The organism is Photobacterium carnosum, assembly GCF_021236965.1.
GTDB lineage: Bacteria > Pseudomonadota > Gammaproteobacteria > Enterobacterales > Vibrionaceae > Photobacterium > Photobacterium carnosum.
Map to the genome: position 1 here is coordinate 1 of NZ_WMDN01000024.1, position 22,273 is coordinate 22,273.

The 22,273-nt window shown below is 43.8% G+C and carries 22 protein-coding genes; 5 read left to right on the top strand and 17 right to left on the bottom strand.

From position 1 onward, the window contains the following. Window positions 1-858 (bottom strand): YifB family Mg chelatase-like AAA ATPase (locus GLP24_RS16725; protein WP_232577885.1); only part of this gene is annotated, 858 nt, incomplete at its 3' end. Window positions 859-1,231: 373 nt separating this feature from the next. On the opposite strand from GLP24_RS16725, the gene ilvG reads away from it, so the two are divergent. The 5 genes from ilvG to ilvA all read left to right on the top strand — a co-directional run bounded on the left by ilvG (window position 1,232) and on the right by ilvA (window position 7,555). After that, window positions 1,232-2,878: an acetolactate synthase 2 catalytic subunit gene (ilvG, locus tag GLP24_RS16730; protein WP_232616287.1), complete on the top strand. Its 1,647-nt coding sequence runs from the start codon at window positions 1,232-1,234 to the stop codon at window positions 2,876-2,878. A gap of 3 nt (window positions 2,879-2,881) precedes the next feature. Then, window positions 2,882-3,130, top strand: coding sequence for an acetolactate synthase 2 small subunit (gene ilvM, locus GLP24_RS16735; RefSeq protein ID WP_152654195.1), 249 nt, complete (start codon window positions 2,882-2,884; stop codon window positions 3,128-3,130). Between the two features lie 21 nt (window positions 3,131-3,151). Next, window positions 3,152-4,084 (top strand): branched-chain-amino-acid transaminase, encoded by a 933-nt coding sequence (gene ilvE, locus GLP24_RS16740; protein WP_152654196.1) that lies wholly within the window; start codon window positions 3,152-3,154, stop codon window positions 4,082-4,084. A gap of 71 nt (window positions 4,085-4,155) precedes the next feature. Next, entirely contained in the window at window positions 4,156-5,997 is a 1,842-nt protein-coding gene (gene ilvD / locus GLP24_RS16745; protein WP_232616288.1) for a dihydroxy-acid dehydratase, read from the top strand. A 4-nt stretch (window positions 5,998-6,001) separates the two neighbouring features. After that, entirely contained in the window at window positions 6,002-7,555 is a 1,554-nt protein-coding gene (ilvA, locus tag GLP24_RS16750; protein ID WP_232598940.1) for a threonine ammonia-lyase, biosynthetic, read from the top strand. A 60-nt stretch (window positions 7,556-7,615) separates the two neighbouring features. Here ilvA and GLP24_RS16755 read toward each other — a convergent pair whose 3' ends face one another. The 16 genes from GLP24_RS16755 to rsmG all read right to left on the bottom strand — a co-directional run bounded on the left by GLP24_RS16755 (window position 7,616) and on the right by rsmG (window position 22,263). After that, a complete protein-coding gene (locus tag GLP24_RS16755; protein ID WP_152654199.1) occupies window positions 7,616-7,990 on the bottom strand; it encodes a helix-turn-helix transcriptional regulator in 375 nt (124 codons plus the stop codon). A gap of 293 nt (window positions 7,991-8,283) precedes the next feature. Further along, window positions 8,284-10,119 carry a glutamine--fructose-6-phosphate transaminase (isomerizing) gene (gene glmS, locus GLP24_RS16760; protein WP_232616289.1) on the bottom strand — a complete coding sequence of 612 codons (1,836 nt, stop codon included), beginning with the start codon at window positions 10,117-10,119 and terminating at the stop codon, window positions 8,284-8,286. A gap of 36 nt (window positions 10,120-10,155) precedes the next feature. Then, on the bottom strand, window positions 10,156-10,929 hold the full coding sequence (locus GLP24_RS16765) for a DeoR family transcriptional regulator (protein WP_232576243.1): 774 nt from the start codon (window positions 10,927-10,929) through the stop codon (window positions 10,156-10,158). 234 nt (window positions 10,930-11,163) lie between these two features. Beyond that, a complete protein-coding gene (glmU, locus tag GLP24_RS16770; protein WP_232577890.1) occupies window positions 11,164-12,522 on the bottom strand; it encodes a bifunctional UDP-N-acetylglucosamine diphosphorylase/glucosamine-1-phosphate N-acetyltransferase GlmU in 1,359 nt (452 codons plus the stop codon). Window positions 12,523-12,771: 249 nt separating this feature from the next. Beyond that, the gene (locus GLP24_RS16775; protein WP_101769692.1) at window positions 12,772-13,194 is read right to left on the bottom strand and encodes a F0F1 ATP synthase subunit epsilon; all 423 of its coding nucleotides are present in this window, start codon (window positions 13,192-13,194) and stop codon (window positions 12,772-12,774) included. Window positions 13,195-13,211: 17 nt separating this feature from the next. After that, a complete protein-coding gene (atpD, locus tag GLP24_RS16780; RefSeq protein ID WP_101769693.1) occupies window positions 13,212-14,618 on the bottom strand; it encodes a F0F1 ATP synthase subunit beta in 1,407 nt (468 codons plus the stop codon). A gap of 32 nt (window positions 14,619-14,650) precedes the next feature. Continuing rightward, window positions 14,651-15,517, bottom strand: coding sequence for a F0F1 ATP synthase subunit gamma (gene atpG / locus GLP24_RS16785; protein WP_045037208.1), 867 nt, complete (start codon window positions 15,515-15,517; stop codon window positions 14,651-14,653). A 45-nt stretch (window positions 15,518-15,562) separates the two neighbouring features. Further along, window positions 15,563-17,104, bottom strand: coding sequence for a F0F1 ATP synthase subunit alpha (gene atpA, locus GLP24_RS16790; RefSeq protein WP_101769694.1), 1,542 nt, complete (start codon window positions 17,102-17,104; stop codon window positions 15,563-15,565). A gap of 16 nt (window positions 17,105-17,120) precedes the next feature. Continuing rightward, window positions 17,121-17,654, bottom strand: coding sequence for a F0F1 ATP synthase subunit delta (gene atpH / locus GLP24_RS16795; protein ID WP_101769695.1), 534 nt, complete (start codon window positions 17,652-17,654; stop codon window positions 17,121-17,123). A gap of 16 nt (window positions 17,655-17,670) precedes the next feature. Then, window positions 17,671-18,141: a F0F1 ATP synthase subunit B gene (atpF, locus tag GLP24_RS16800; RefSeq protein ID WP_101769696.1), complete on the bottom strand. Its 471-nt coding sequence runs from the start codon at window positions 18,139-18,141 to the stop codon at window positions 17,671-17,673. 82 nt (window positions 18,142-18,223) lie between these two features. Next, on the bottom strand, window positions 18,224-18,481 hold the full coding sequence (gene atpE, locus GLP24_RS16805; RefSeq protein WP_012551447.1) for a F0F1 ATP synthase subunit C: 258 nt from the start codon (window positions 18,479-18,481) through the stop codon (window positions 18,224-18,226). Between the two features lie 65 nt (window positions 18,482-18,546). Then, window positions 18,547-19,350, bottom strand: coding sequence for a F0F1 ATP synthase subunit A (gene atpB, locus GLP24_RS16810; protein WP_152654202.1), 804 nt, complete (start codon window positions 19,348-19,350; stop codon window positions 18,547-18,549). An 8-nt stretch (window positions 19,351-19,358) separates the two neighbouring features. Further along, the gene (locus GLP24_RS16815) at window positions 19,359-19,748 is read right to left on the bottom strand and encodes a F0F1 ATP synthase subunit I (RefSeq protein ID WP_045029754.1); all 390 of its coding nucleotides are present in this window, start codon (window positions 19,746-19,748) and stop codon (window positions 19,359-19,361) included. A gap of 175 nt (window positions 19,749-19,923) precedes the next feature. Beyond that, complete coding sequence (locus GLP24_RS16820; RefSeq protein ID WP_232616291.1) at window positions 19,924-20,823, bottom strand: ParB/RepB/Spo0J family partition protein; 900 nt, start codon at window positions 20,821-20,823, stop codon at window positions 19,924-19,926. An 8-nt stretch (window positions 20,824-20,831) separates the two neighbouring features. After that, the gene (locus GLP24_RS16825; RefSeq protein ID WP_232604355.1) at window positions 20,832-21,626 is read right to left on the bottom strand and encodes a ParA family protein; all 795 of its coding nucleotides are present in this window, start codon (window positions 21,624-21,626) and stop codon (window positions 20,832-20,834) included. 16 nt (window positions 21,627-21,642) lie between these two features. Further along, the gene (gene rsmG / locus GLP24_RS16830; protein WP_045037246.1) at window positions 21,643-22,263 is read right to left on the bottom strand and encodes a 16S rRNA (guanine(527)-N(7))-methyltransferase RsmG; all 621 of its coding nucleotides are present in this window, start codon (window positions 22,261-22,263) and stop codon (window positions 21,643-21,645) included. Between the last annotated feature and the right edge of the window lie 10 nt (window positions 22,264-22,273).

A 22,273-nucleotide genomic window follows, 5' to 3' on the forward strand; every position in this document is an offset into this window, starting at 1 on the left:
TCCTCCGCCAACTAAGGCTGCCATTGAACTTGAATGATGTGGCGTCCGAAAAGGACGATTAAGCCAATTACCTTGGTGCAAGGATTGCTGGGTCAAAGAAGCAACCGCTGCAGTTTCAATGGCTTCTTGATGAGTCATTGGTGGTAATAAATCTCGCAATCGAGATGCCAACATTGTTTTACCCGTACCTGGTGGGCCCAATAATAATAGATTATGACTACCTGCTGCCGCGATTTCTAACGCCCGTTTACCTTGTTGCTGACCAATTATATCTTGCATGTCACGTTGGTCATTAACCTCTACTGATGGGGTTATCACCCGTGGCTGAAGATGTAATTGCAACTGTTGCTGGCCACATAAAAAACCACAGACCGCTAACAAAGAAGGGGCTGATTTATGTTGTTTTTGTGCCACTAATGCCACCTGATCACCATTTTGATCCGGTACAATTAAACAACGTTTGGCTTTCAATACTGCCAATGCCGCAGGTAATGCGCCTTTCACTGCACGCAAATCGCCTGATAATGCTAACTCACCAATAAACTCATATTGTGCTAATCGATCAGTAGGAATTTGCCCAGAAGCGGCCAAGATACCAAGGGCAATAGGCAAATCAAATCGTCCTCCTTCTTTAGGTAAATCAGCAGGGGCTAAATTAACCGTAATACGCCGTGATGGAAATTCAAATTGGGCATTAATAATCGCACTACGAACCCGATCTTTGGCTTCTTTTACGGTCGTTTCAGGCAAACCAACCAATGTAAAACTTGGCATCCCATTACTTAAATGTACCTCAACGGTTACTGGTGGGGCTTCTACGCCCACACAAGCTCGACTATGAACAATAGCAAGTGTCATTGATGACTCCATTGACTGGCAACTTACACCATTGGGTTAATGAAATTTATATACGGTGTTACATCAAAGCACCATTAATGCTGCGAATTTACTAATAAAACCAGATTTTTTTCTTGTCATGTGACAGAGATCCGTGTTACCACTTATATATAGCAACAACTAAACAATAAAAGTTGGACAATTATGCGCATAACAGCAACATCCCTAATACTCATTATTAATGTCATCGTGGTGATTATTTCACCGCGCAGGGGATGTGCAGGCGTAAGTTAACGCGACCAAGACACAAAAAAGCCCCCGCACTGAAAAGTTCGGGGGCTTTTTTAAATCAACGAATTTAAATCCGCATTTTAACCACACACAAGGAGCAGCGATGACAGGGGCAGAGTTAGTCGTACAAGCGCTGCAGCAGCAGGGAATAACAACCATCTTTGGCTATCCGGGAGGCGCGATCATGCCCATCTATGATGCACTTTATGATGGTGATGTTGAGCATATTTTATGTCGCCATGAGCAAGGGGCAGCGATGGCGGCAATTGGTATGGCACGATCAACCCAAAGTGTTGCCGTCTGCATGGCAACATCAGGACCCGGTGCAACCAATTTGGTCACGGGCTTAGCCGATGCCTTAATGGACTCAGTGCCTTTAGTCGCCATTACAGGTCAAGTCGCCAGCTCACACATTGGTACTGATGCCTTCCAAGAAATGGATGTGATTGGAATGTCACTTTCATGTACTAAACACAGCTATTTGGTGACGGACATTAACGATCTTGCACCGACATTAGCAGAGGCTTTTGTGGTGGCCCAAAGTGGTCGTCCAGGGCCAGTAATTGTTGATATAGCTAAAGATGTACAGTTGGCTACGGCACCAACAACAGTATTGCCTAGCGTCACTCCGCCACCATTACCGATAGTCTCTGTTACCGCTATCGAAGTGGCACAACAGTTATTAGCTCAATGTCAGCGACCCGTTTTATATGTTGGCGGCGGTGTTCAAATTGCTAAGGCAACCGCAACCCTGCGCCAATTTCTAACCCTCAACCCAATGCCGTCAGTCAGCACCCTCAAAGGTTTAGGTTCAGTCGCCCGTCACGATCCGCATTACCTTGGAATGCTAGGAATGCATGGCACTAAAGCGGCAAATCTAGTTGTACAAGAGTCTGATTTATTGATCGTTGTTGGCGCGCGGTTTGATGATCGGGTTACCGGAAAATTGGATACCTTTGCCCCTCTCGCGAAGGTGATCCACATTGATATTGATGCAGCTGAATTTAATAAATTACGCTATGCCAACGCACCGTTGCGTGGTGATATTAATGTTATTTTACCGCAGCTTGAACTAGGACAAGACATCAGTCGCTGGTTAACCCATAGCGAACATTTACGCCACATTGGTAAATGGCGCTACGACCATCCGGGTGAATTAATTTATGCGCCACTATTACTAAAACAACTGTCAGACATGATGCCCGATAACAGCATAGTCTCGACCGATGTAGGGCAACACCAAATGTGGGCGGCACAACATATTCAACCGCGTGAGCCACAAAACTACATCACTTCGGCTGGACTTGGCACTATGGGCTTTGGCTTACCCGCCGCGATGGGAGCCAGTGTTGCACGCCCTGATTCTCAATCGATACTGATCTCCGGTGATGGCTCATTTATGATGAATGTACAGGAACTTGGCACTCTTAAACGCCGCCAAATTCCAGTCAAAATGGTACTGATTAATAACCAACGCTTAGGCATGGTGCGTCAATGGCAATCGCTGTTTTTTGATGGTCGCCATAGCGAGACGATTTTGGATGATAACCCTGACTTTGTAATGCTGGCGCGGGCGTTTGATATTCCTGGTAAAACCATCACCCGCAAAGAGGAAGTCGCACCAGCACTGGCTGAAATGCTCGCTAGCGACAGCGCCTATTTATTGCACGTGATGATTGATGAAGAACAAAATGTATGGCCATTAGTACCACCGGGCGCTGCCAATCAAGACATGCTGGAGAACACGTAAATCATGGATAGATATTTACTCGACATCAAAGCTAACGATAAACCAGTATTACTTGAACGTATTTTACGGGTGATTCGCCACCGTGGATTTGTGATCAAAAAAGTGGATGCGACCCAAAACCATCATAGCAATATCGCCACCATTGCAATTATTGTTGATAGTGATCGTCCGATTAGCATTCTGATCAATCAAATAGAAAAACTCTGGGATGTAACCACCGTTATCACCTCACAAATCGAAAATTTGGATTAAATTTTAAGAAAGGAACTCGTCATGGCAAACACAGCTGATTTTATTTGGTTTAACGGTAATATCGTTCCTTGGGCGGAAGCGAATGTTCACGTTCTTACCCATGCAATGCACTACGGCACTTCTGTTTTTGAAGGCATTCGTTGTTACAACACCCCCAAAGGACCGGCAATTTTCCGCCATCAAGAACACATGCAACGGTTACTTAATTCGGCCAAAATTTATCGCTTCCCAATTCCTTATCACTGCGATCAACTGATGGAAATTTGCCGTGAAACCATTCGCGTCAATAAACTCGATTCGGCCTATATTCGCCCATTAGGCTATGTTGGTAATGTAGGTTTAGGTGTCTGCCCTCCGGTTGATACCATTATGGATCTGATTGTAGCGGCCTTTCCATGGGGTTCATATTTAGGTGAAGAAGCGTTAGAAAATGGTGTCGATGCAATGATTTCAAGCTGGAACCGCGCGGCACCTAATACCATTCCAACCGCAGCTAAAGCTGGTGGTAACTACTTATCATCATTGCTTGTTGGCAGTGAAGCCCGTCGCCACGGTTATGCAGAAGGGATTGCGCTAAGTGTTGACGGTTACCTTTCAGAAGGTGCAGGTGAAAATATTTTCGTGGTCCGTAACGGCGTCCTTTCAACCCCACCAACCACCAGTGCAATCTTACCGGGTATTACTCGCGACACCATTATGGTGCTCGCCAAAGAACGTGGCTATGAAGTACGCGAAGAAAATATAGCTCGAGAAGCACTCTACCTTGCCGATGAAGTATTCATGACAGGCACCGCCGCTGAGATTGTCCCCGTACGCAGTGTTGATCAGATCTCGGTTGGAGCAGGTAAACGCGGACCAATCACTCACCAACTACAAACCGATTACTTTGGCTTATTTAATGGCGAAACTGACGACAAATGGGGTTGGTTAGACTACGTATACCCAGCTAAGTAACTGCGTCGATTAAATTAATTAATGACATCAGCCATCGCTATGATGGCTGAACTAAAAAGGATTTTATTGCTATGCCTACGTATCGTTCAGCAACAACAACCCATGGCCGAAATATGGCAGGCGCACGTGCATTATGGCGCGCAACTGGGGTTAAAGACGAAGATTTTGGTAAACCGATTATTGCGGTGGTGAACTCATTCACTCAATTTGTACCGGGCCACGTACACTTAAAAGATCTCGGGCAATTGGTGGCCAAGCAAATTGAACAAGCAGGCGGGATCGCCAAAGAATTCAATACCATCGCCGTTGATGACGGTATCGCAATGGGTCATGGCGGTATGCTGTATTCATTGCCATCCCGCGAACTCATTGCCGACTCAGTTGAATACATGGTCAATGCCCATTGTGCTGATGCAATGGTGTGTATTTCTAACTGTGACAAAATTACCCCCGGAATGCTAATGGCATCATTGCGATTAAACATTCCGGTGATTTTTGTTTCTGGTGGCCCAATGGAAGCAGGAAAAACTAAACTTTCAGATCAAGTGATCAAACTCGATTTAGTGGATGCGATGATCCAAGGTGCGGATCCTTCCGTTTCTGACGAACAAAGCGAACAGATCGAACGATCCGCCTGCCCAACCTGTGGTTCCTGTTCGGGAATGTTTACCGCTAACTCAATGAACTGTTTAACCGAAGCGTTAGGTTTAAGCCAACCGGGTAATGGTTCAATGTTAGCGACACACGCCGATCGTGAGCAACTATTCATTAATGCCGGTAAACGTATTGTTGCACTGACTAAACGTTATTACGAACAAGATGATACCACCGCATTACCACGTAATATTGCCAACAAATTAGCGTTTGAAAATGCGATGGCACTTGATATCGCGATGGGTGGTTCAAGTAATACCGTATTGCACTTATTGGCCGCGGCTCAAGAAGGTGGAATTGATTTCACCATGGCTGATATTGATCAAATGTCACGTCGCGTGCCACAACTGTGTAAAGTTGCGCCGTCAACGCCGAAATACCATATGGAAGATGTTCACCGAGCGGGTGGGGTGTACAGTATTTTAGGTGAACTTGATCGCGCCGGACTGTTCCACAACCAATGTCATAATATTTTGGGTGAAACCTTTGCCGAAAGCCTACGCCATTACGATATTGTCCAAACCCAATCCCAAGCAGTCAGAGATTTCTTCCGTGCAGGCCCTGCGGGTATTCGTACCACCAAAGCATTTTCACAAAATTGCCGCTGGGACACCTTGGATGATGATCGTCAACATGGGTGTATTCGTAGCCGAGAATTTGCCTTTAGCGACGAAGGTGGACTAGCAGTATTATCCGGCAATATGGCCCTTGATGGTTGTATCGTTAAAACCGCAGGCGTTGATGAAAACTGCTTAACCTTTACCGGACCCGCGGTGGTATTTGAAAGCCAAGACACTGCGGTTGAAGGTATTCTTGGTGGTAAAGTCAAAGCGGGTGATGTGGTTGTGATCCGCTATGAAGGACCAAAGGGTGGCCCTGGGATGCAAGAAATGTTGTATCCAACCACCTATTTAAAATCAATGGGACTCGGTAAAGAATGCGCTCTAATCACTGACGGACGTTTCTCTGGTGGTACTTCCGGTTTATCTATTGGTCACGTATCACCGGAAGCCGCCAGTGGCGGTACAATTGGCCTTATCAATAATGGCGATATGATCGCAATTGATATTCCTAATCGCAGTATCAACTTATTAATCGACGATGCCATCCTTGCTAGTCGTCGCGCTGATGCAGATCAACGAGGTTGGAAACCGGTTGATCGTGTCCGTCAGGTGTCATTAGCACTTAAAGCTTACGCGCTACTTGCGACCAGTGCTGATAAAGGCGCGGTACGTGATAAATCCAAGCTAGAAGGATAATATGATGGCCAATATCAAACTCGCTAGCGACCAATATTTACTTAGCGGTGCCGACTATTTACGTAATATTTTACGGGCGCCAGTCTATGAAGTCGCGCAAGTCACACCATTACAAAGCATGACTCGCCTCAGCGCTCGCATCAATAATCATGTTCAGCTCAAGCGTGAAGATCGCCAACCCGTACATTCTTTTAAACTGCGCGGTGCTTATAACATGATGACCCAACTGACAGAATCTCAGCGCCAAGCGGGAGTCATTGCGGCATCAGCGGGGAATCATGCACAAGGGTTGGCATTATCGAGTCAAAAACTCGGGGTCAATGCCACTATCGTCATGCCGCGTACTACGCCTGATATTAAAATTGATGCGGTGCGGGGTTTTGGCGGTAACGTAATTTTGCATGGTAACAACTTTGATGAAGCGAAAACTCACGCTGAAATGCTTGCCCAGCAACATGGCTATACCTTTATTCCACCCTTTGATCATCCGGCTATTATTGCTGGCCAAGGTACGATTGGGATTGAATTGGTACAACAAAATGGTCATTTAGACTATGTGTTTGTGCCTGTTGGCGGCGGCGGTTTAGCGGCGGGAGTGTCAGTATTACTCAAACAACTGTTACCGGAAATTAAAGTTATCGGTGTAGAAGCAGAAGATTCCGCTTGTTTAAAAGCAGCCCTAGATGCAGGACAACCTGTCACCCTTGATCAAGTAGGCATGTTTGCTGATGGCGTTGCTGTTAAACGCATCGGCAATGAAACTTTCCGTTTATGTGAACAATATCTTGATGATGTGATCACAGTAAGCAGTGATGAAATTTGTGCCGCAGTAAAAGATATCTTTGAAGACACACGCGCGATTGCTGAACCATCAGGAGCATTATCACTGGCGGGCTTAAAAAAATACGCTGAGCAGCAACAATTACAACAACGTCATTTAGCGGCAATTTTATCAGGGGCTAACCTTAACTTTCATGGTTTACGTTATGTTTCTGAGCGGTGTGAACTAAGTGAAAAACGTGAAGGGTTATTAGCGGTCACTATTCCTGAACGCCCTGGGGCCTTTCTTGAATTTTGTCACCTTATTGGCGGGCGAGCAGTCACCGAGTTTAACTATCGCTATAACGACAGTAAATTAGCCAATGTCTTTGTCGGGGTACGCTTACTGCAAGGACAACTTGAATTGGATCAAATAATTGCCGATCTACATCAAGGGGGTTATCCGGTGATGGATTTGTCTGATGATGAGGTAGCCAAAGTGCATGTGCGTTATATGATTGGTGGACGACCATCAAAACCCTTACAAGAACGCCTGTACAGTTTTGAATTTCCAGAATATCCCGGCGCTCTGGCTAAGTTTCTATCAACCTTAGGCAGCCAATGGAATATTAGTTTATTTAATTATCGTAACCATGGGGCTGATTATGGCCGAGTGTTATGTGGCTTTGAGTTAGCTGATCACGATTTACTCTCGTTTACCAGTCACCTACGTAAATTGGGTTATCATTGGCATGATGAGACTGACAGCACGGCATATAAGTTCTTTCTCGCCCAATAATATCAACATCTGCTATATATCAAGCAGCCTTAGTGCTGCTTTTTATTTAGCAATGGTTTATCAGCGACGATGGGTAATTGTACGCGTATATTCCGTCATAAATTGTGCTAATTGAATGCTTTGCTGTAAAATAATTTGCCGCGCAGAATGGGGTAAACAACCAAAACACTGCACTAATTTATCGATCTCTTCTTTGTACTCACTCTCAATAATATCTAATCCTAAATCACCATAAATAAACCACGTTAATGGTCTTTCTGTTAGCTCTGATATTTCCATTAAGAGACGTACTTTAGGTTCTGTTTTCCCTGTTTCTAAATCCAAATAGGTTTGGCGAGCCACTTTCAACTGCTGTGCCATATAGACTTGAGTTAAACCTTTCCATTCTCGCGCTTCTTTGATCCGTAGCGCCATCTCTTGTTTACTATCAACCATCATTTACTCCACAAAACCGTTGTTAGCATTAGTAACTACTACTAACAACCCTTGCAGATGATACGCCAAGTTTTTCAATCTATAACTAAACAAAAATCAGACAATTAACAGTTAAGTATCACGCTGATTTTTATTTTGAATTGCAGTTCGTGATTTTTAAGAGCGTTATTCCTATTTCGCAAAAAAATCGTTACTCATGCCAATATAACTAGACCTCACATATTAATTACAACCATAAAAAAAGGTGCCATTAATAGCACCTTCTTGATGACGAAAATTATAACTCAGTCGTTTTATTCAACAGTGACGGCTTTAGCCAGATTACGTGGTTGATCAACATCAGTACCTTTAATCAATGCAACGTGATAAGCCAGTAACTGCATTGGAATGGTGTAAAAAATAGGGGCAATAATCTCATCCACTTTAGGCATTGTAATGATCTTCATACCCTCACAATCATCAAAGCCGGCTTCGCTATCAGCAAATACATACAGTAACCCACCACGGGCGCGCACTTCTTCAATGTTTGATTTTAATTTCTCAAGCAAATCATTGGTCGGAGCCACCACAATCACTGGCATTTCAGCATCCACTAACGCTAACGGACCATGTTTAAGCTCACCCGCCGCATACGCTTCTGCATGAATGTAAGAAATTTCTTTAAGTTTCAATGACGCTTCAACTGCAATCGGATAAAACTCACCGCGACCTAAAAATAACGCATGCTGTTTATCAGCAAAATCTTCAGCTAACGCTTCAATCGGTTTATCAAATGCCAATGCTTTTTCAATTTGAGTCGGCAATTGCTGCAACGCAGTCACAATTTGTTGTTCTTTAACGCGATCAATACTACCTTGCTGTTTACCTAATGCTGTCACTAACATCAATAATGCCACCAGCTGAGTAGTAAAAGCTTTGGTCGATGCAACCCCAATTTCAGCACCAGCACGCGTCATAAAGGCTAAATCAGATTCACGCACTAATGATGAACCCGCGACATTACAAATCGTCATCGCTGCCATATAGCCTTTTTGTTTGGCTAAGCGCAATGCCGCTAAAGTATCTGCCGTTTCACCTGATTGAGACAAGGTGATCAACAGGCTATTGGGGCGAGTGACAAATTTACGGTAACGGAACTCTGAAGCTATCTCGACATCACAACTGACACCCGCAAGCGATTCAAACCAATACCGTGCTACCATGCCAGCATTGTATGAGGTGCCACAAGCAATGATCTGAATATGTTCTACTTTATCGAGGATCATAGTGGCATCACTACCAATACTTTCAACGATCACATGATCATTGCTAATTCGACCTTCCATGGTGTTGATCAATGCACTTGGCTGTTCAAAGATCTCTTTTTGCATATAGTGTCGATATTGGCCTTTATCAGCAGCATCATGCTCTACTGTCGATTCATTCACTACTCGTTCAACCGCTTGACCATTACCGTCAAAGACTGAAATTGTGCGACGTGTCACTTCAGCCACATCACCTTCTTCTAAGAACATAAAGCGGCGAGTAACGTTTAATAATGCCAATTGATCTGAGGCGATAAAGTTTTCACCCACGCCAAGCCCAATCACTAATGGACTGCCTGAGCGAGCAACAACAATCCGTTCCGGATCACGACTGTCCATCACTACGGTTCCGTATGCGCCTCGCAATTGCAATGCCGTTTTTTGAACAGCTTCAAGTAAAGTCTCAGCAGAGCGTAATTCCCAATCCACTAAATGCGCAATCACCTCAGTATCCGTTTGCGAGCTAAAGACATAACCACGCTCAAGCAATAATTCACGTAATGCTTGATGGTTTTCAATAATGCCATTATGGACTAAAGCAATATGTTGGCCTGAAATATGCGGGTGGGCGTTAGCTTCAGAAGGTTCGCCATGAGTCGCCCAGCGAGTATGTGCAATACCAGTACCGCCACTTAAAGGCATACTATCAACCGCATTAGCTAACTCTTGTACTTTGCCTAATCGACGTACACGCTGGAGTACATTATCAGTATCTACAATCGCAATCCCTGCAGAGTCATAACCGCGGTATTCTAAACGGCGTAAACCTTCAATTAGAATTTCAGCGACATCACGTTGCGCTACTGCACCCACTATTCCACACATAATAATTCCTTTACTGCTGCTTTGGTTATTCTGAGGTTATGCTTTTACGATGGCACGAATCACTCGTACCCCGTGTTGTTCAATACTTACTTTATCGTTATCACTTAAACCATCATCGGTGATCAAGGTGCTAACTCCTTGCCACGCGAGTTCAAGATTGGGGATCTTACGGCCTACCTTATTTGATTCGACCATCACCACCACTTCACGTGACACTTCTGCCATCACTCGACTTAAGCCCATTAATTCATTAAAGGTTGTAGTGCCACGCGCAACATCAATCCCATCAGCCCCAATAAAGAGCTGATCAAAATCATATGAACGTAATACGGATTCTGCGACTTGGCCTTGAAAGGATTCAGAATGGGGATCCCACGTACCACCAGTCATTAATAACGTTGGTTCGTTTTCAAGTTCATTAAGGGCATTAGCAACTTGCAGGGCATTGGTCATTACGATTAAACCTTGCTTGCTACCCAGCAAGGGAATTAATGCGACAGTGGTACTGCCACTATCAATAATAATTCGATGATGATCGCGAATTTGATCGGCAGCGGCTTGAGCGATAGCTAACTTACACACTGAAACTTGTTCTGTTTGCTCAGTGGTAACAATTTCAGTCGGCATCGCAATCGCGCCACCATAACGACGCAACAATGAGCCCGTTACCTCTAAGGCAGCGAGATCTTTACGAATAGTAACTTCTGAAGTGGAAAAGTGATGGGCTAAAACATCAACGCTAACTTCGCCTAGCTCAGTGACCATAACGGCAATAGCATGACGACGTTGCTGAGTATTACGTTTCGACATGAAGGTTAAACAACACAATAAATTTCGAATTGAAACTAGTATAACGCCACTAAAAAGGATCCTGCAATACTCTTTAAATAATTTTCATCACAAAATAACGCAGTGAATAAGTCATCCTGTTAGTACTAAAACATGAACTAACACCTAAAAATCAGCCATAAAAAAGCAGAGCTTAGGCTCTGCTTAATAATTTTTAAGGCGTTAAACTGACATATTTTCAGTTATAGAATAAGCCTATTTTTTGGTTGGTCGTTTCCAACCTTTAATCGTACGAGCGGGGACACGAGTGATCACAAGCTCATCTTCACCAACATTACGATTAATCGTTGCTCCTGCGCCAATGGTTGCGCCAGCTGCAACCTTAACTGGTGCAATTAGCTGAGTATCAGAGCCGATAAATACATTGTCACCAATCTCAGTCTTAAACTTATTCGCGCCGTCATAGTTACAAGTGATCGTACCGGCACCAATATTTACGTTAGCGCCAATTTCAGCATCACCTAAATAGCTCAGATGTCCCGCTTTTGAACCTAAACCTAACCGCGCTTGCTTCATTTCAACGAAATTGCCCACATGAGCGCCAGTCATTAATTCAGTACCTGGACGTAAACGTGCAAATGGACCAACAGTACAGGCTTCACCAACGATAGCACCTTCGATCACGCTATAAGGACTAATGATACTGTTATCATCAATTTCACAGTTCTTAAGCACACAGCCAGCACCGATAATCACGTTATCACCAATGCTAACGCTACCTTCAATGATCACGTTAACATCGATTTCAACATCAGTTCCACACTGTAGCGAACCACGTAGATCAAATCGAGCAGGGTCACGTAACATCACCCCTTGTTCTAATAATCGTTCAGCTTGCATGCCTTGGAATGCACGCTCAAGACGCGCTAATTGAACACGATTATTCACCCCTTCAACTTCAATCGCTAACGCAGGATGCACAGCTTCAACAGCGCGGCCTTCGTTATGGGCAATCTCAATAATATCAGTCAGGTAATATTCACCTTGGGCGTTTTCATTCTTAAGTGAAGATAACCAGCGTTTAAGATCGCCACTATTGGCAACCATCACCCCAGTATTGATTTCTTTAATTAGCTTTTGCTCTTCCGTGGCATCTTTTTCTTCAACAATCGCCACTACCGGACCATTACGACGCATAATACGACCATAGCCCGCTGGGTCAGCGAGTACAACAGTAAGTAGCGCAATACCACCACTAGGTTGAGCATCAAGGAGGTTTTCTAGTGTTTGTGCACTGATGAGCGGTACATCACCATATAAGATTAATGCTTTCTCATCATCAGCAAGGTTTGGTACTGCTTGATTAACCGCGTGCCCCGTACCAAGTTGTTCCGCTTGTAGTACCCAATTAACATTTTCGCTAGCTAACACTTGCTGCATGGCATCGCCGCCATGACCATAAACAAGGTTAATGCTGCTTACACCAATATCATTACAGGTATCGATAACATGTTTAACCATTGGCTTACCAGCAAGGGTATGAAGCACTTTAGGTAAGTTAGAGTACATACGGGTGCCTTTGCCCGCGGCAAGAATTACAGCACTAAAGCTCATGATGAATATTCCTCTGAATGCATATATGTTTATATATTCCTATTGTACCTGTAGATACACATAGGGTTAAGATGATCTGCATGTTTTAATTAAAAAATAACTCATTAAAAAATACGTTATAAATAACGTTTACTGCTGTCTATTTAAAAACAAACCAGAATATTTATCATCATAGCCTATTGTTATTATTATTTTTCATATAAAAAAAGCGACCCTAAGGTCGCTTTTTATAATGCGGCTATTAAATGACTAGCGGGCACGCTTGGTCAATTCAATAACGCGTAGCTGAGCAATTGCTTTTGCTAGATCACTGGCTGCTTGGGCAAAATCGATATCACCATGCTGATTATGAATTCTCTCTTCAGCTTGGCGCTTTGCTTCTTCAGCTTTCGCAGTATCTAAATCAATACCACGAATAGCAGTGTCAGCAAGTACGGTTACGATACCAGGTTGTACTTCAAGCATGCCGCCAGAAAGATAAATAACTTCTTCTTTGCCGCCTTGCTTAATAATACGCACCATACCGGGAGTAATCGCACTCAACAACGGCGTGTGACCGGCATGAATACCGAGTTCACCTTCGCTACCAGTTACCTGAATACTTTCAGCACGGCCAGAAAACAAACGTTTCTCAGCACTGACTACATCCAAGTGAAAGGTTATCGCTGCCATATTGCCTCCTAATTAGCTTACAGTTTTTTGGCGTTTTCTAATACGTCTTCAATCGCACCACAGTACATAAATGCCTGCTCAGGGATATCGTCGTATTCACCGCCTAAAATACCTTTAAAGCTACGTAACGTATCTTTAAGTGATACGTAAATACCAGGCGAACCGGTAAATACTTCTGCTACGTGGTAAGGCTGCGTTAGGAAACGTTCAATCTTACGCGCACGAGATACAGCTTGCTTATCTACTTCAGATAGCTCGTCCATACCAAGAATTGCGATGATATCTTTCAGCTCTTTATAGCGCTGTAGTAAACTTTGAACGCCACGCGCGATGTCGTAATGCTCTTGACCTACTACCAATGGATCAAGCATACGAGATGTTGAATCCAATGGATCGATCGCAGGGTATAGACCTAGCGATGCGATTTGACGCGAAAGTACAACCGTTGCATCTAAGTGAGCAAACGTTGTTGCTGGTGATGGGTCAGTCAAGTCATCAGCAGGTACGTATACCGCCTGCACAGAAGTGATAGAGCCTGACTTAGTTGATGTGATACGTTCTTGTAACACACCCATCTCTTCAGCAAGTGTTGGTTGGTAACCTACCGCAGAAGGCATACGACCCAAGAGTGCCGACACTTCAGTTCCCGCTAGGGTGTAACGGTAGATGTTATCGATAAATAACAGTACGTCACGACCTTCATCACGGAAACGCTCAGCCATTGTTAAACCTGTCAAAGCAACACGTAGACGGTTACCTGGAGGCTCGTTCATCTGACCGTAAACCATTGCTACTTTTGATTCTTCAGGCTTCTCAAGGTTAACAACCCCAGCGTCCTGCATTTCAAAGTAGAAATCGTTACCTTCACGCGTACGCTCACCTACACCAGCAAATACTGATAGGCCTGAGTGTTGAAGGGCGATGTTATTGATAAGCTCCATCATATTAACGGTCTTACCTACACCAGCACCACCAAATAGACCGATTTTACCACCTTTAGCGAACGGACAAATAAGGTCAATAACCTTAACGCCAGTCTCTAATAGTTCGGTTGCATTTGATTGCTCTTCGTAGCTTGGCGCTGGACGGTGAATAGCGTAACGCTCTTGCTCACCGATTTCACCACACTCATCAATGGGTTGGCCTAGAACGTTCATGATACGTCCTAGTGTTGCTATGCCCACTGGTACTTCAATAGGGTGGCCTGTATTTTCTACAGACAAACCACGACGTAAGCCATCAGAAGTACCCATTGCGATACAACGCACAACACCACCACCAAGTTGCTGCTGAACTTCCAGTACTAACGTACCTTTTTCCATCGCATCAACATGTAGGGCATCATATACTTTGGGTACAGAGCTCTGTGGAAACTCTACGTCGACTACTGCACCAATGATCTGGACGATCTTACCTGTAGCCATCGTTAATCCTCTAAACTTATTAATTCTTTGCCTTAAACAGCAGATGCACCAGAAACGATTTCTGATAATTCTTGTGTAATCGCCGCCTGACGGGCTTTGTTATACACAAGTTGCAAGTCATCAATCAGATCACCTGCGTTATCCGTTGCAGCTTTCATTGCCACCATTCGTGCCGCTTGCTCACTGGCAAGGTTCTCAACCACACCCTGATACACTTGTGATTCAACATAACGAATCAATAAGGCATCAAGTAATGGTTTTGGCTCGGGCTCATAAATATAATCCCAAGAATGGCTGCGCTGCATCGCTTCGTCTTCTGACTTAGGCAAAGGCAACAATTGATCAATCACCGGTTCTTGCACCATGGTATTTACAAACTTGTTGTATACCAGATACAAACGATCTAATTGACCTTCATCATATTTCTTCAGCATTACGCCAACAGTACCGATCAGTTCATCAACCGTTGGTGAATCACCAAGGCCAGAAACCTGAGCCGTTACGTTACCGCCGTAGTTATTAAAAAAGGCCGTTGCTTTCGCACCAATTAGCGCGAGATCAACCTCGGCACCTTTTTCAGTCCAAGTCTGAACATTATTAATGGCTTGTTTGAATAAGTTAATATTCAAACCACCACACAGACCACGGTCAGTAGAAACAATGATGTAACCGACGCGCTTGGCTTCACGCTCTTCGAGATAAGGATGTTTATACTCAAGGCTACCAAGGGCGAGGTGACCGATCACTTTGCGCATAGTTTGTGCGTATGGACGTGATGACTCCATAGCTTCTTGCGTTTTACGCATTTTAGAAGCTGCCACCATTTCCATCGCTTTGGTGATCTTCTGTGTATTTTGAACACTACCGATCTTATTACGAATCTCTTTTGCGCTGGCCATCGTCACTCTCCGTTAGAAGGTGATCGCTAAGCGATCACCAACCAATTACCAAGTTTGGGTCGCTTTGAAATCTTGCAGCAGTTTCGAGAACTGCGCTTCGATCTCATCGTTATAAGCACCCGTTTTATCAATTTGAGCTACTAACTCAGCAAATTGACCTTTGGCAAATGAAAGCAACGCAGCTTCAAAATCAGCTAGCTTGGCAATTTCAACATCGCCTAGGAAACCTTTTTCAGCAGCAAAAATAACAATAGCTTGCTCAAATACAGACATTGGCGAGTATTGCTTTTGCTTCATCAACTCAGTCACTTTTTGGCCGTGATCAAGTTGCTTCTTGGTTGCATCATCAAGGTCTGACGAGAACTGAGCAAACGCTGCTAGTTCACGGTACTGTGCTAGGGCAGTACGAATACCACCAGAAAGCTTCTTGATAACTTTAGTTTGGGCAGCACCACCTACACGCGATACAGAAATACCTGGATCAACCGCTGGACGAATACCCGCGTTGAACAATTCTGTTTGTAGGAAGATTTGACCATCGGTGATAGAGATAACGTTAGTCGGTACGAATGCCGATACGTCACCAGCTTGTGTTTCAATGATAGGTAACGCGGTTAAAGAACCTGTTTTACCTGTCACTTCACCGTTCGTAAATTTCTCAACATAGTGCACACTAACACGTGATGCACGCTCAAGAAGACGAGAGTGAAGGTAGAAAACATCACCAGGGAATGCTTCACGACCCGGTGGGCGTTTTAGCAATAGTGAGATTTGACGATAAGCAACGGCTTGTTTAGACAAGTCATCGTATACGATCAGTGCATCTTCGCCACGGTCACGGAAGTATTCACCCATTGCACAACCTGAGTAAGGTGCAAGGTATTGTAGTGCAGCCGCTTCAGAAGCAGATGCCACGACAACAATGGTGTTTTCTAACGCGCCGTGCTCTTCAAGTTTACGAACCACGTTCGCAATCGTTGAAGCTTTCTGGCCAATAGCCACATACACAGAGTAGATACCAGAATTTTTCTGGTTAATGATGGCATCGATAGCCATCGCGGTTTTACCCGTTTGACGGTCACCGATAATCAGCTCACGCTGACCACGACCGATTGGGATCATCGCATCGACTGCTTTGTAACCAGTTTGTACCGGTTGATCTACAGATTTACGATCGATTACACCTGGTGCAATTACTTCAACAGGAGAGAATATCTCTGTTTCAATTGAACCTTTACCATCGATAGGTTGACCAAGGGTGTTAACAACACGCCCAAGTAACGCCGGACCAACTGGTACTTCAAGAATACGACCAGTACCGGTTACCTTCATGCCTTCTTGTAGCGAAGCATAAGGGCCCATAACTACCGCACCTACAGAGTCACGCTCAAGGTTAAGTGCTAAAGCGAACAGGCCGCCGGGTAGTTCAATCATTTCACCTTGCATTACATCGGCAAGGCCATGGATTCGAATAATACCGTCGCTTACAGAAACGATAGTACCTTCGTTACGCGCTTCACTTACAACATTGAAGTTTTCAATACGTTGTTTGATCAGTGCGCTAATTTCCGTGGAATTAAGTTGCATGCTCCAATTCCCCAAATCAAGACAGCAAAGTATCGCTCAGACGGTTCAATTTTCCCCGTACAGAGTTATCGATAACAAGGTCTCCAGCTCTAATTACGACCCCAGCAATCAGGGTCTCGTCTACACTGCAGGTCAACATCACTTTACGTGCTAAACGCTGCTCAAGTTTGGCGCTAATCGCATCTAATTGGCTTTCATCAAGAGCAATGGCAGATATCACCATAGCTTCGATAGTTTTTTCATGCTCATGTTTCATCAGCATAAATTCACCATAGACATCAGGTAGCGCATTGAGGCGTCCATTTACGGCCATCACTTTAATTAAGTTATGGCCGAATTCGTCGAGTTGCTCACCGCACACTGAAACAAAAATTTCAGTGAGCTTATCAGCGGCATAGCCACTATCAAGAATATCTTGCATAGTGTCATTGGTTGCCACAGCGCTAGCAAAAGTTAGCATTTCTGCCCACGATGCTAGTTCGCCTTTCTCGACCGCAAAGTCAAATGCTGCTTTAGCGTAGGGGCGTGCGATAGTAGTCATATCCGACATGTGCTTGCCCCTTTAATTACAGTTCTGCAGTGAGTTTATTAAGAATATCAGTGTGCGCTTCCATATTGATGGAACGACCAATGATCTTCTCAGCGCCAATCACAGCTAGAGTTGCAACTTGTTTTCTTAACTCATCACGAGCACGATTACGTTCAGCGTCAATTTCAGCCAGACCTTGAGCAAGAATTTTCTCACGTTCAGCTTGGGCTTCAATTTTAGCCTCATCGACAATTTGAGCTTTACGCTTATTTGCCTGTTCAATCAGCTCACTCGCGGCGCGTTTCGCTTCTTTCAATTGATCAGAAGCATTAGCTTGTGCAAGGTTCAGGTCTTTGGCAGCGCGATCTGCAGCAGCCAAACCGTCAGCAATTTTCTTCTGACGTTCTTCAATCGCTTCCATAATTGGCGGCCATACATATTTCATGCAGAACACGACAAACAAGAAGAAAGCGATAGCCTGACCCAGCAAAGTTGCATTCATATTCACAACGCATCTCCTTAAAAAGGGTTGCTAGGGTCCATTTACTCTGGAGTCAGCCTTCTTGAGAAAGGCTGATCACAGCGGTTTATTAGCCAGCTAGTTGGCCAACAAATGGGTTTGCGAATGTGAATAGCAACGCGATTACGATACCGATCATTGGAACGGCGTCCAATAGACCTGCGATGATGAACATCTTAACTTGCAGCATTGGCGCCATTTCAGGTTGACGTGCAGCGCCTTCAAGGAATTTACCGCCAAGAATTGCGAAGCCGATCGCTGTACCAAGGGAAGCAAGACCTACAATGATGCCCACGGCAATTGCAGAAAAGCTTAGTAAAGTTTCCATCACTATCTCCAGTTTATAGTTTCGGCTAAAGTGCCAATAAAAAATCTAAAATTTACAAATAATCGTTAATGATTGTCTTCATGTGCCTGAGACAGGTACACGATAGTTAACATCATGAATACGAATGCTTGAATTGTAATGACTAGGATGTGGAAAATAGCCCACGGTACCGAGCCTAGCCATTGAGCCCACCACGGCATCAACGCCGCGATAAGAATAAACACCACTTCACCAGCAAACATGTTACCGAATAAACGCATACCTAATGAAATTGGCTTCGCAATCAACGAGACCACTTCAAGTAGTAGGTTAAACGGGATCATAATTGGGTGATTGAACGGGTGAAGAGCCAGTTCTTTTGCAAAGCCGAGCAGACCTTTCACTTTGATGCTGTAGTAAATCATCAATGCGAATACGCCTAACGCCATTGCCATAGTGATGTTAACGTCAGCACTTGGAACCACTTTTAAATAAGGGATCCCAACACTTTGTGCGGCATACGGAAGAAAATCAATGGGCAAAAGGTCCATGATATTCATCAGTAAAATCCAACAGAAAATAGTTAGTGCTAACGGAGCAACAAGTGGATTGCGGCCATGGAAAGTATCTTTAACGTTGGTATCAACGAATTCAACCACCATTTCAACAAAACATTGTAACTTACTTGGAACTCCTGATGACGCCTGTTTTGCTACCTTACGAAATACCCATAAAAAGAATAATCCGGTCAGAACAGAAAAAACAAGGCTGTCGATATTTACCGTCCAAAAACTTCCTTCACTCGCTAAACCAAGCTTATCTGTCGATAAGTTAGTTAAGTGGTGAGTGATGTAGCTTGACGGCGTTAGCGCTTCACCTGGCGCAGCCATAACTGATCCTATTTGTTGTTGTTAATGAATAAAACCGGTCCGAAAATATTAATACCAAGGACCAGCAAATAGGTTAGTTGGAGGGGAACAAGTTCCACCCCTTTATACAGGTAAGCCGCGGCAAAAAGGATGACTGTTATGAGGATTTTAAGCACTTCTCCGCCATAAAATGACGCCATGACTAATCGTGCCTTCCTGGCACCACTATACATAAACGCACACATAGCAAACACGGTATTGGCAATTATAAAAATGCCACCACCGATAAGTGCAGAGATTCCCCAGTCAACATTGACAGCGAAGACTGCCGTTAATGCCGTAGCTACTACGACGCCAGATTGTAGTAACAACAACCGTTTTGCCAATTGGCGTCCCGGTTTCACTAGCGCCGATACCATGTATTCGTTCCTCGAGTCCATTCCACGACACATGAGTGCAGGGGAAATACAGCGAAAATTATACGACTGAACAGATTGAATGCAATCTTATTGCAGCAAAAAAAACATTTATATTTTACAACAAAATAACCTAACAACTTGCGGTGATTTTTGAATTAAAATTACCGCGAGCAGATCACAGTTCGTGACCTAGCATTGCAAGAATTTGCGCTAATTTATCTTGTTGATCAAAATTAATAACGATTTTACCTTTACCATTTTTATTTTGGTTAACGGCAACTTTGGTACCAAAACGCTCACTCAAACTTAACTGTAATGCGACAGTCTGTGGTTGTGGTGCTAACTTAGCTGGCGTTTCAGTTGGATTTAACAGAGTTTTGACTAGCTTTTCAGCCTCACGCACAGTTAACAACTTATTGATGATAATTTGTGCTGCAGCTAACTGTTGTTGGTCATCTAAGGACAATAAAGCCCTTGCGTGACCCATTTCTAATTGTTTTTGTTCAACCAATTGTTTAACCGCATCAGACAATTGATTCAATCGTAGTAAATTAGAAACCGCGGCGCGAGATTTACCTACAGCATCAGCAACTTGTTGATGAGTTAATGAAAACTCTTGTTGTAAACGCTCTAAAGCACGCGCTTCTTCAATTGCATTCAGGTCTTCACGTTGAATATTTTCAATTAACGCGATTGCAACGGTAGCACGATCATCAACATTTTTAATGATACAAGGCACAACCTGTAACCCAGCTTGACGAGCCGCTTGCCAACGTCGCTCACCCGCAATAATTTCATAACTTTGGCTATCAATACGGCGTACAACAATTGGTTGAATCACACCTTGTGCACGAATTGAATTAGCGAGCTCAGTAAGAGCATCCGCCGCCATCACTTTTCGAGGTTGATATTGACCTGATCTAAGCGCAGTAACCGCAATTTGACGTAATTCGCCATCCATTGCCGCTTGTTGTGATGCATTATCATCACATTGTTGTTTTCTAGCTTGAGCAACATTGCTGGTGGCTAAGAGGGCATCAAGGCCTTTGCCTAAGCCTCGTTTATTGAAATTCATGTAAAACCTTACGCTTCAACCGAAGTGGCTTGTAATGCTAATTCATCACGGCGAATCATCTCACCGGCCAGCGCTAAATACGCCTTAGCACCACTAGAATATTTGTCATAATACATTGCTGGGCGACCATGACTTGGTGCTTCAGCAAGACGCACATTACGAGGAATAACAGTACGGTAGACTTTATCACCGAAATGTTTTTTAAGCTGTTGTGAGACTTCATTTGAAAGGCGGTTACGCGGATCAAACATCGTCCGTAATAAACCTTCAATTTTCAGTTCACTATTAACCACAGCGGTTAACTTACTGATGGTATCCATCAATGCAGTTAGGCCTTCAAGCGCAAAGTATTCGCACTGCATCGGGACTAAGACTGAATCAGCTGCCGTCATTGCATTGATAGTTAATAAATTTAAAGATGGCGGGCAATCGATAAAAATATAATCATAATTATCACGCACCGGTGCTAACGCATTACGTAACCGAGTTTCACGCGCAAACACTTCCATCAATTTAATTTCAGCTGCAGTAACATCACCATTAGCAGCTATCAGATGATAGCCACCAGTGGTTTCGTTGATAACAACTTGATTAAATGGAGTTTCATCGACTAAAAGATCATAAGCTGAGGATTCGATTTGGTATTTGTCGACCCCACTGGCCATGGTAGCATTACCTTGAGGATCTAGATCGATCACTAATACTTTACGCTGCGTAGCAGCCAATGAAGCAGCCAGATTGACGCATGATGTTGTTTTACCAACACCACCTTTCTGATTTGCAACAGCTATGATTCTTCCCACAAAAAAACCTCAACAATTAATCTTTTGCCGTTAAAACAACTAAATGACGTTCACCATCGAGCTCAGGTACTTGCAAAGATTTAACTTCAACAACGGTACACCATTCAGGTAGCTCTGATGCTTCATCCTGATGATACTGACCTTTAAGAGCAAAAAACTGACCGCCAGATTTAGGTAAATGATGACACCAATTGACCATGTCTGACATTGAAGCAAAAGCTCGACTTAATACCGCATCAAAACCTTCACCAGGATCAAATTCTTCAACTCGACTTTGAACCGCAGTAACATTGGTAATCTTTAACTCATGGATCACTTGGCGAATAAATCGAATTCGTTTACCTAAGCTATCAAGTAACGTAAATGATTTGTTCGGGCACATAATCGCTAATGGAATCCCGGGTAAACCAGGCCCAGTGCCAACATCAATGTAACGCTCACCATCTAAATATTGGCTGACAACAATGCTATCCATAATGTGTTTTACTAACATTTCATTAGGATCACGCACAGATGTTAAATTATACGCTTTATTCCACTTATCCAGCAGTTGCACATAACCAATCAATTGATCGAGTTGGTGTTCTGTGACCTGTAGGTCAGTTTGAGCGATAAGTTGTATTAAACGTTGTTTCATTACTTACCCC

Bases quoted from the DNA above. Each gene is read 5' to 3' on its own strand.
- GLP24_RS16815 (WP_045029754.1), bottom strand. From the start codon at position 19,748: ATGGTATCGGCGCTAGTGAAACCGGGACGCCAATTGGCAAAACGGTTG.
- atpE (WP_012551447.1), bottom strand. From the start codon at position 18,481: ATGGAAACTTTACTAAGCTTTTCTGCAATTGCCGTGGGCATCATTGTA.
- atpH (WP_101769695.1), bottom strand. From the start codon at position 17,654: ATGTCGGATATGACTACTATCGCACGCCCCTACGCTAAAGCAGCATTT.
- ilvG (WP_232616287.1), top strand. From the start codon at position 1,232: ATGACAGGGGCAGAGTTAGTCGTACAAGCGCTGCAGCAGCAGGGAATA.
- atpD (WP_101769693.1), bottom strand. From the start codon at position 14,618: ATGGCTACAGGTAAGATCGTCCAGATCATTGGTGCAGTAGTCGACGTA.
- GLP24_RS16765 (WP_232576243.1), bottom strand. From the start codon at position 10,929: ATGTCGAAACGTAATACTCAGCAACGTCGTCATGCTATTGCCGTTATG.
- ilvE (WP_152654196.1), top strand. From the start codon at position 3,152: ATGGCAAACACAGCTGATTTTATTTGGTTTAACGGTAATATCGTTCCT.
- ilvD (WP_232616288.1), top strand. From the start codon at position 4,156: ATGCCTACGTATCGTTCAGCAACAACAACCCATGGCCGAAATATGGCA.
- glmS (WP_232616289.1), bottom strand. From the start codon at position 10,119: ATGTGTGGAATAGTGGGTGCAGTAGCGCAACGTGATGTCGCTGAAATT.
- ilvA (WP_232598940.1), top strand. From the start codon at position 6,002: ATGGCCAATATCAAACTCGCTAGCGACCAATATTTACTTAGCGGTGCC.
- atpG (WP_045037208.1), bottom strand. From the start codon at position 15,517: ATGGCCAGCGCAAAAGAGATTCGTAATAAGATCGGTAGTGTTCAAAAT.
- rsmG (WP_045037246.1), bottom strand. From the start codon at position 22,263: ATGAAACAACGTTTAATACAACTTATCGCTCAAACTGACCTACAGGTC.
- ilvM (WP_152654195.1), top strand. From the start codon at position 2,882: ATGGATAGATATTTACTCGACATCAAAGCTAACGATAAACCAGTATTA.
- atpB (WP_152654202.1), bottom strand. From the start codon at position 19,350: ATGGCTGCGCCAGGTGAAGCGCTAACGCCGTCAAGCTACATCACTCAC.
- GLP24_RS16820 (WP_232616291.1), bottom strand. From the start codon at position 20,823: ATGAATTTCAATAAACGAGGCTTAGGCAAAGGCCTTGATGCCCTCTTA.
- atpA (WP_101769694.1), bottom strand. From the start codon at position 17,104: ATGCAACTTAATTCCACGGAAATTAGCGCACTGATCAAACAACGTATT.
- GLP24_RS16775 (WP_101769692.1), bottom strand. From the start codon at position 13,194: ATGGCAGCGATAACCTTTCACTTGGATGTAGTCAGTGCTGAGAAACGT.
- glmU (WP_232577890.1), bottom strand. From the start codon at position 12,522: ATGAGCTTTAGTGCTGTAATTCTTGCCGCGGGCAAAGGCACCCGTATG.
- GLP24_RS16755 (WP_152654199.1), bottom strand. From the start codon at position 7,990: ATGGTTGATAGTAAACAAGAGATGGCGCTACGGATCAAAGAAGCGCGA.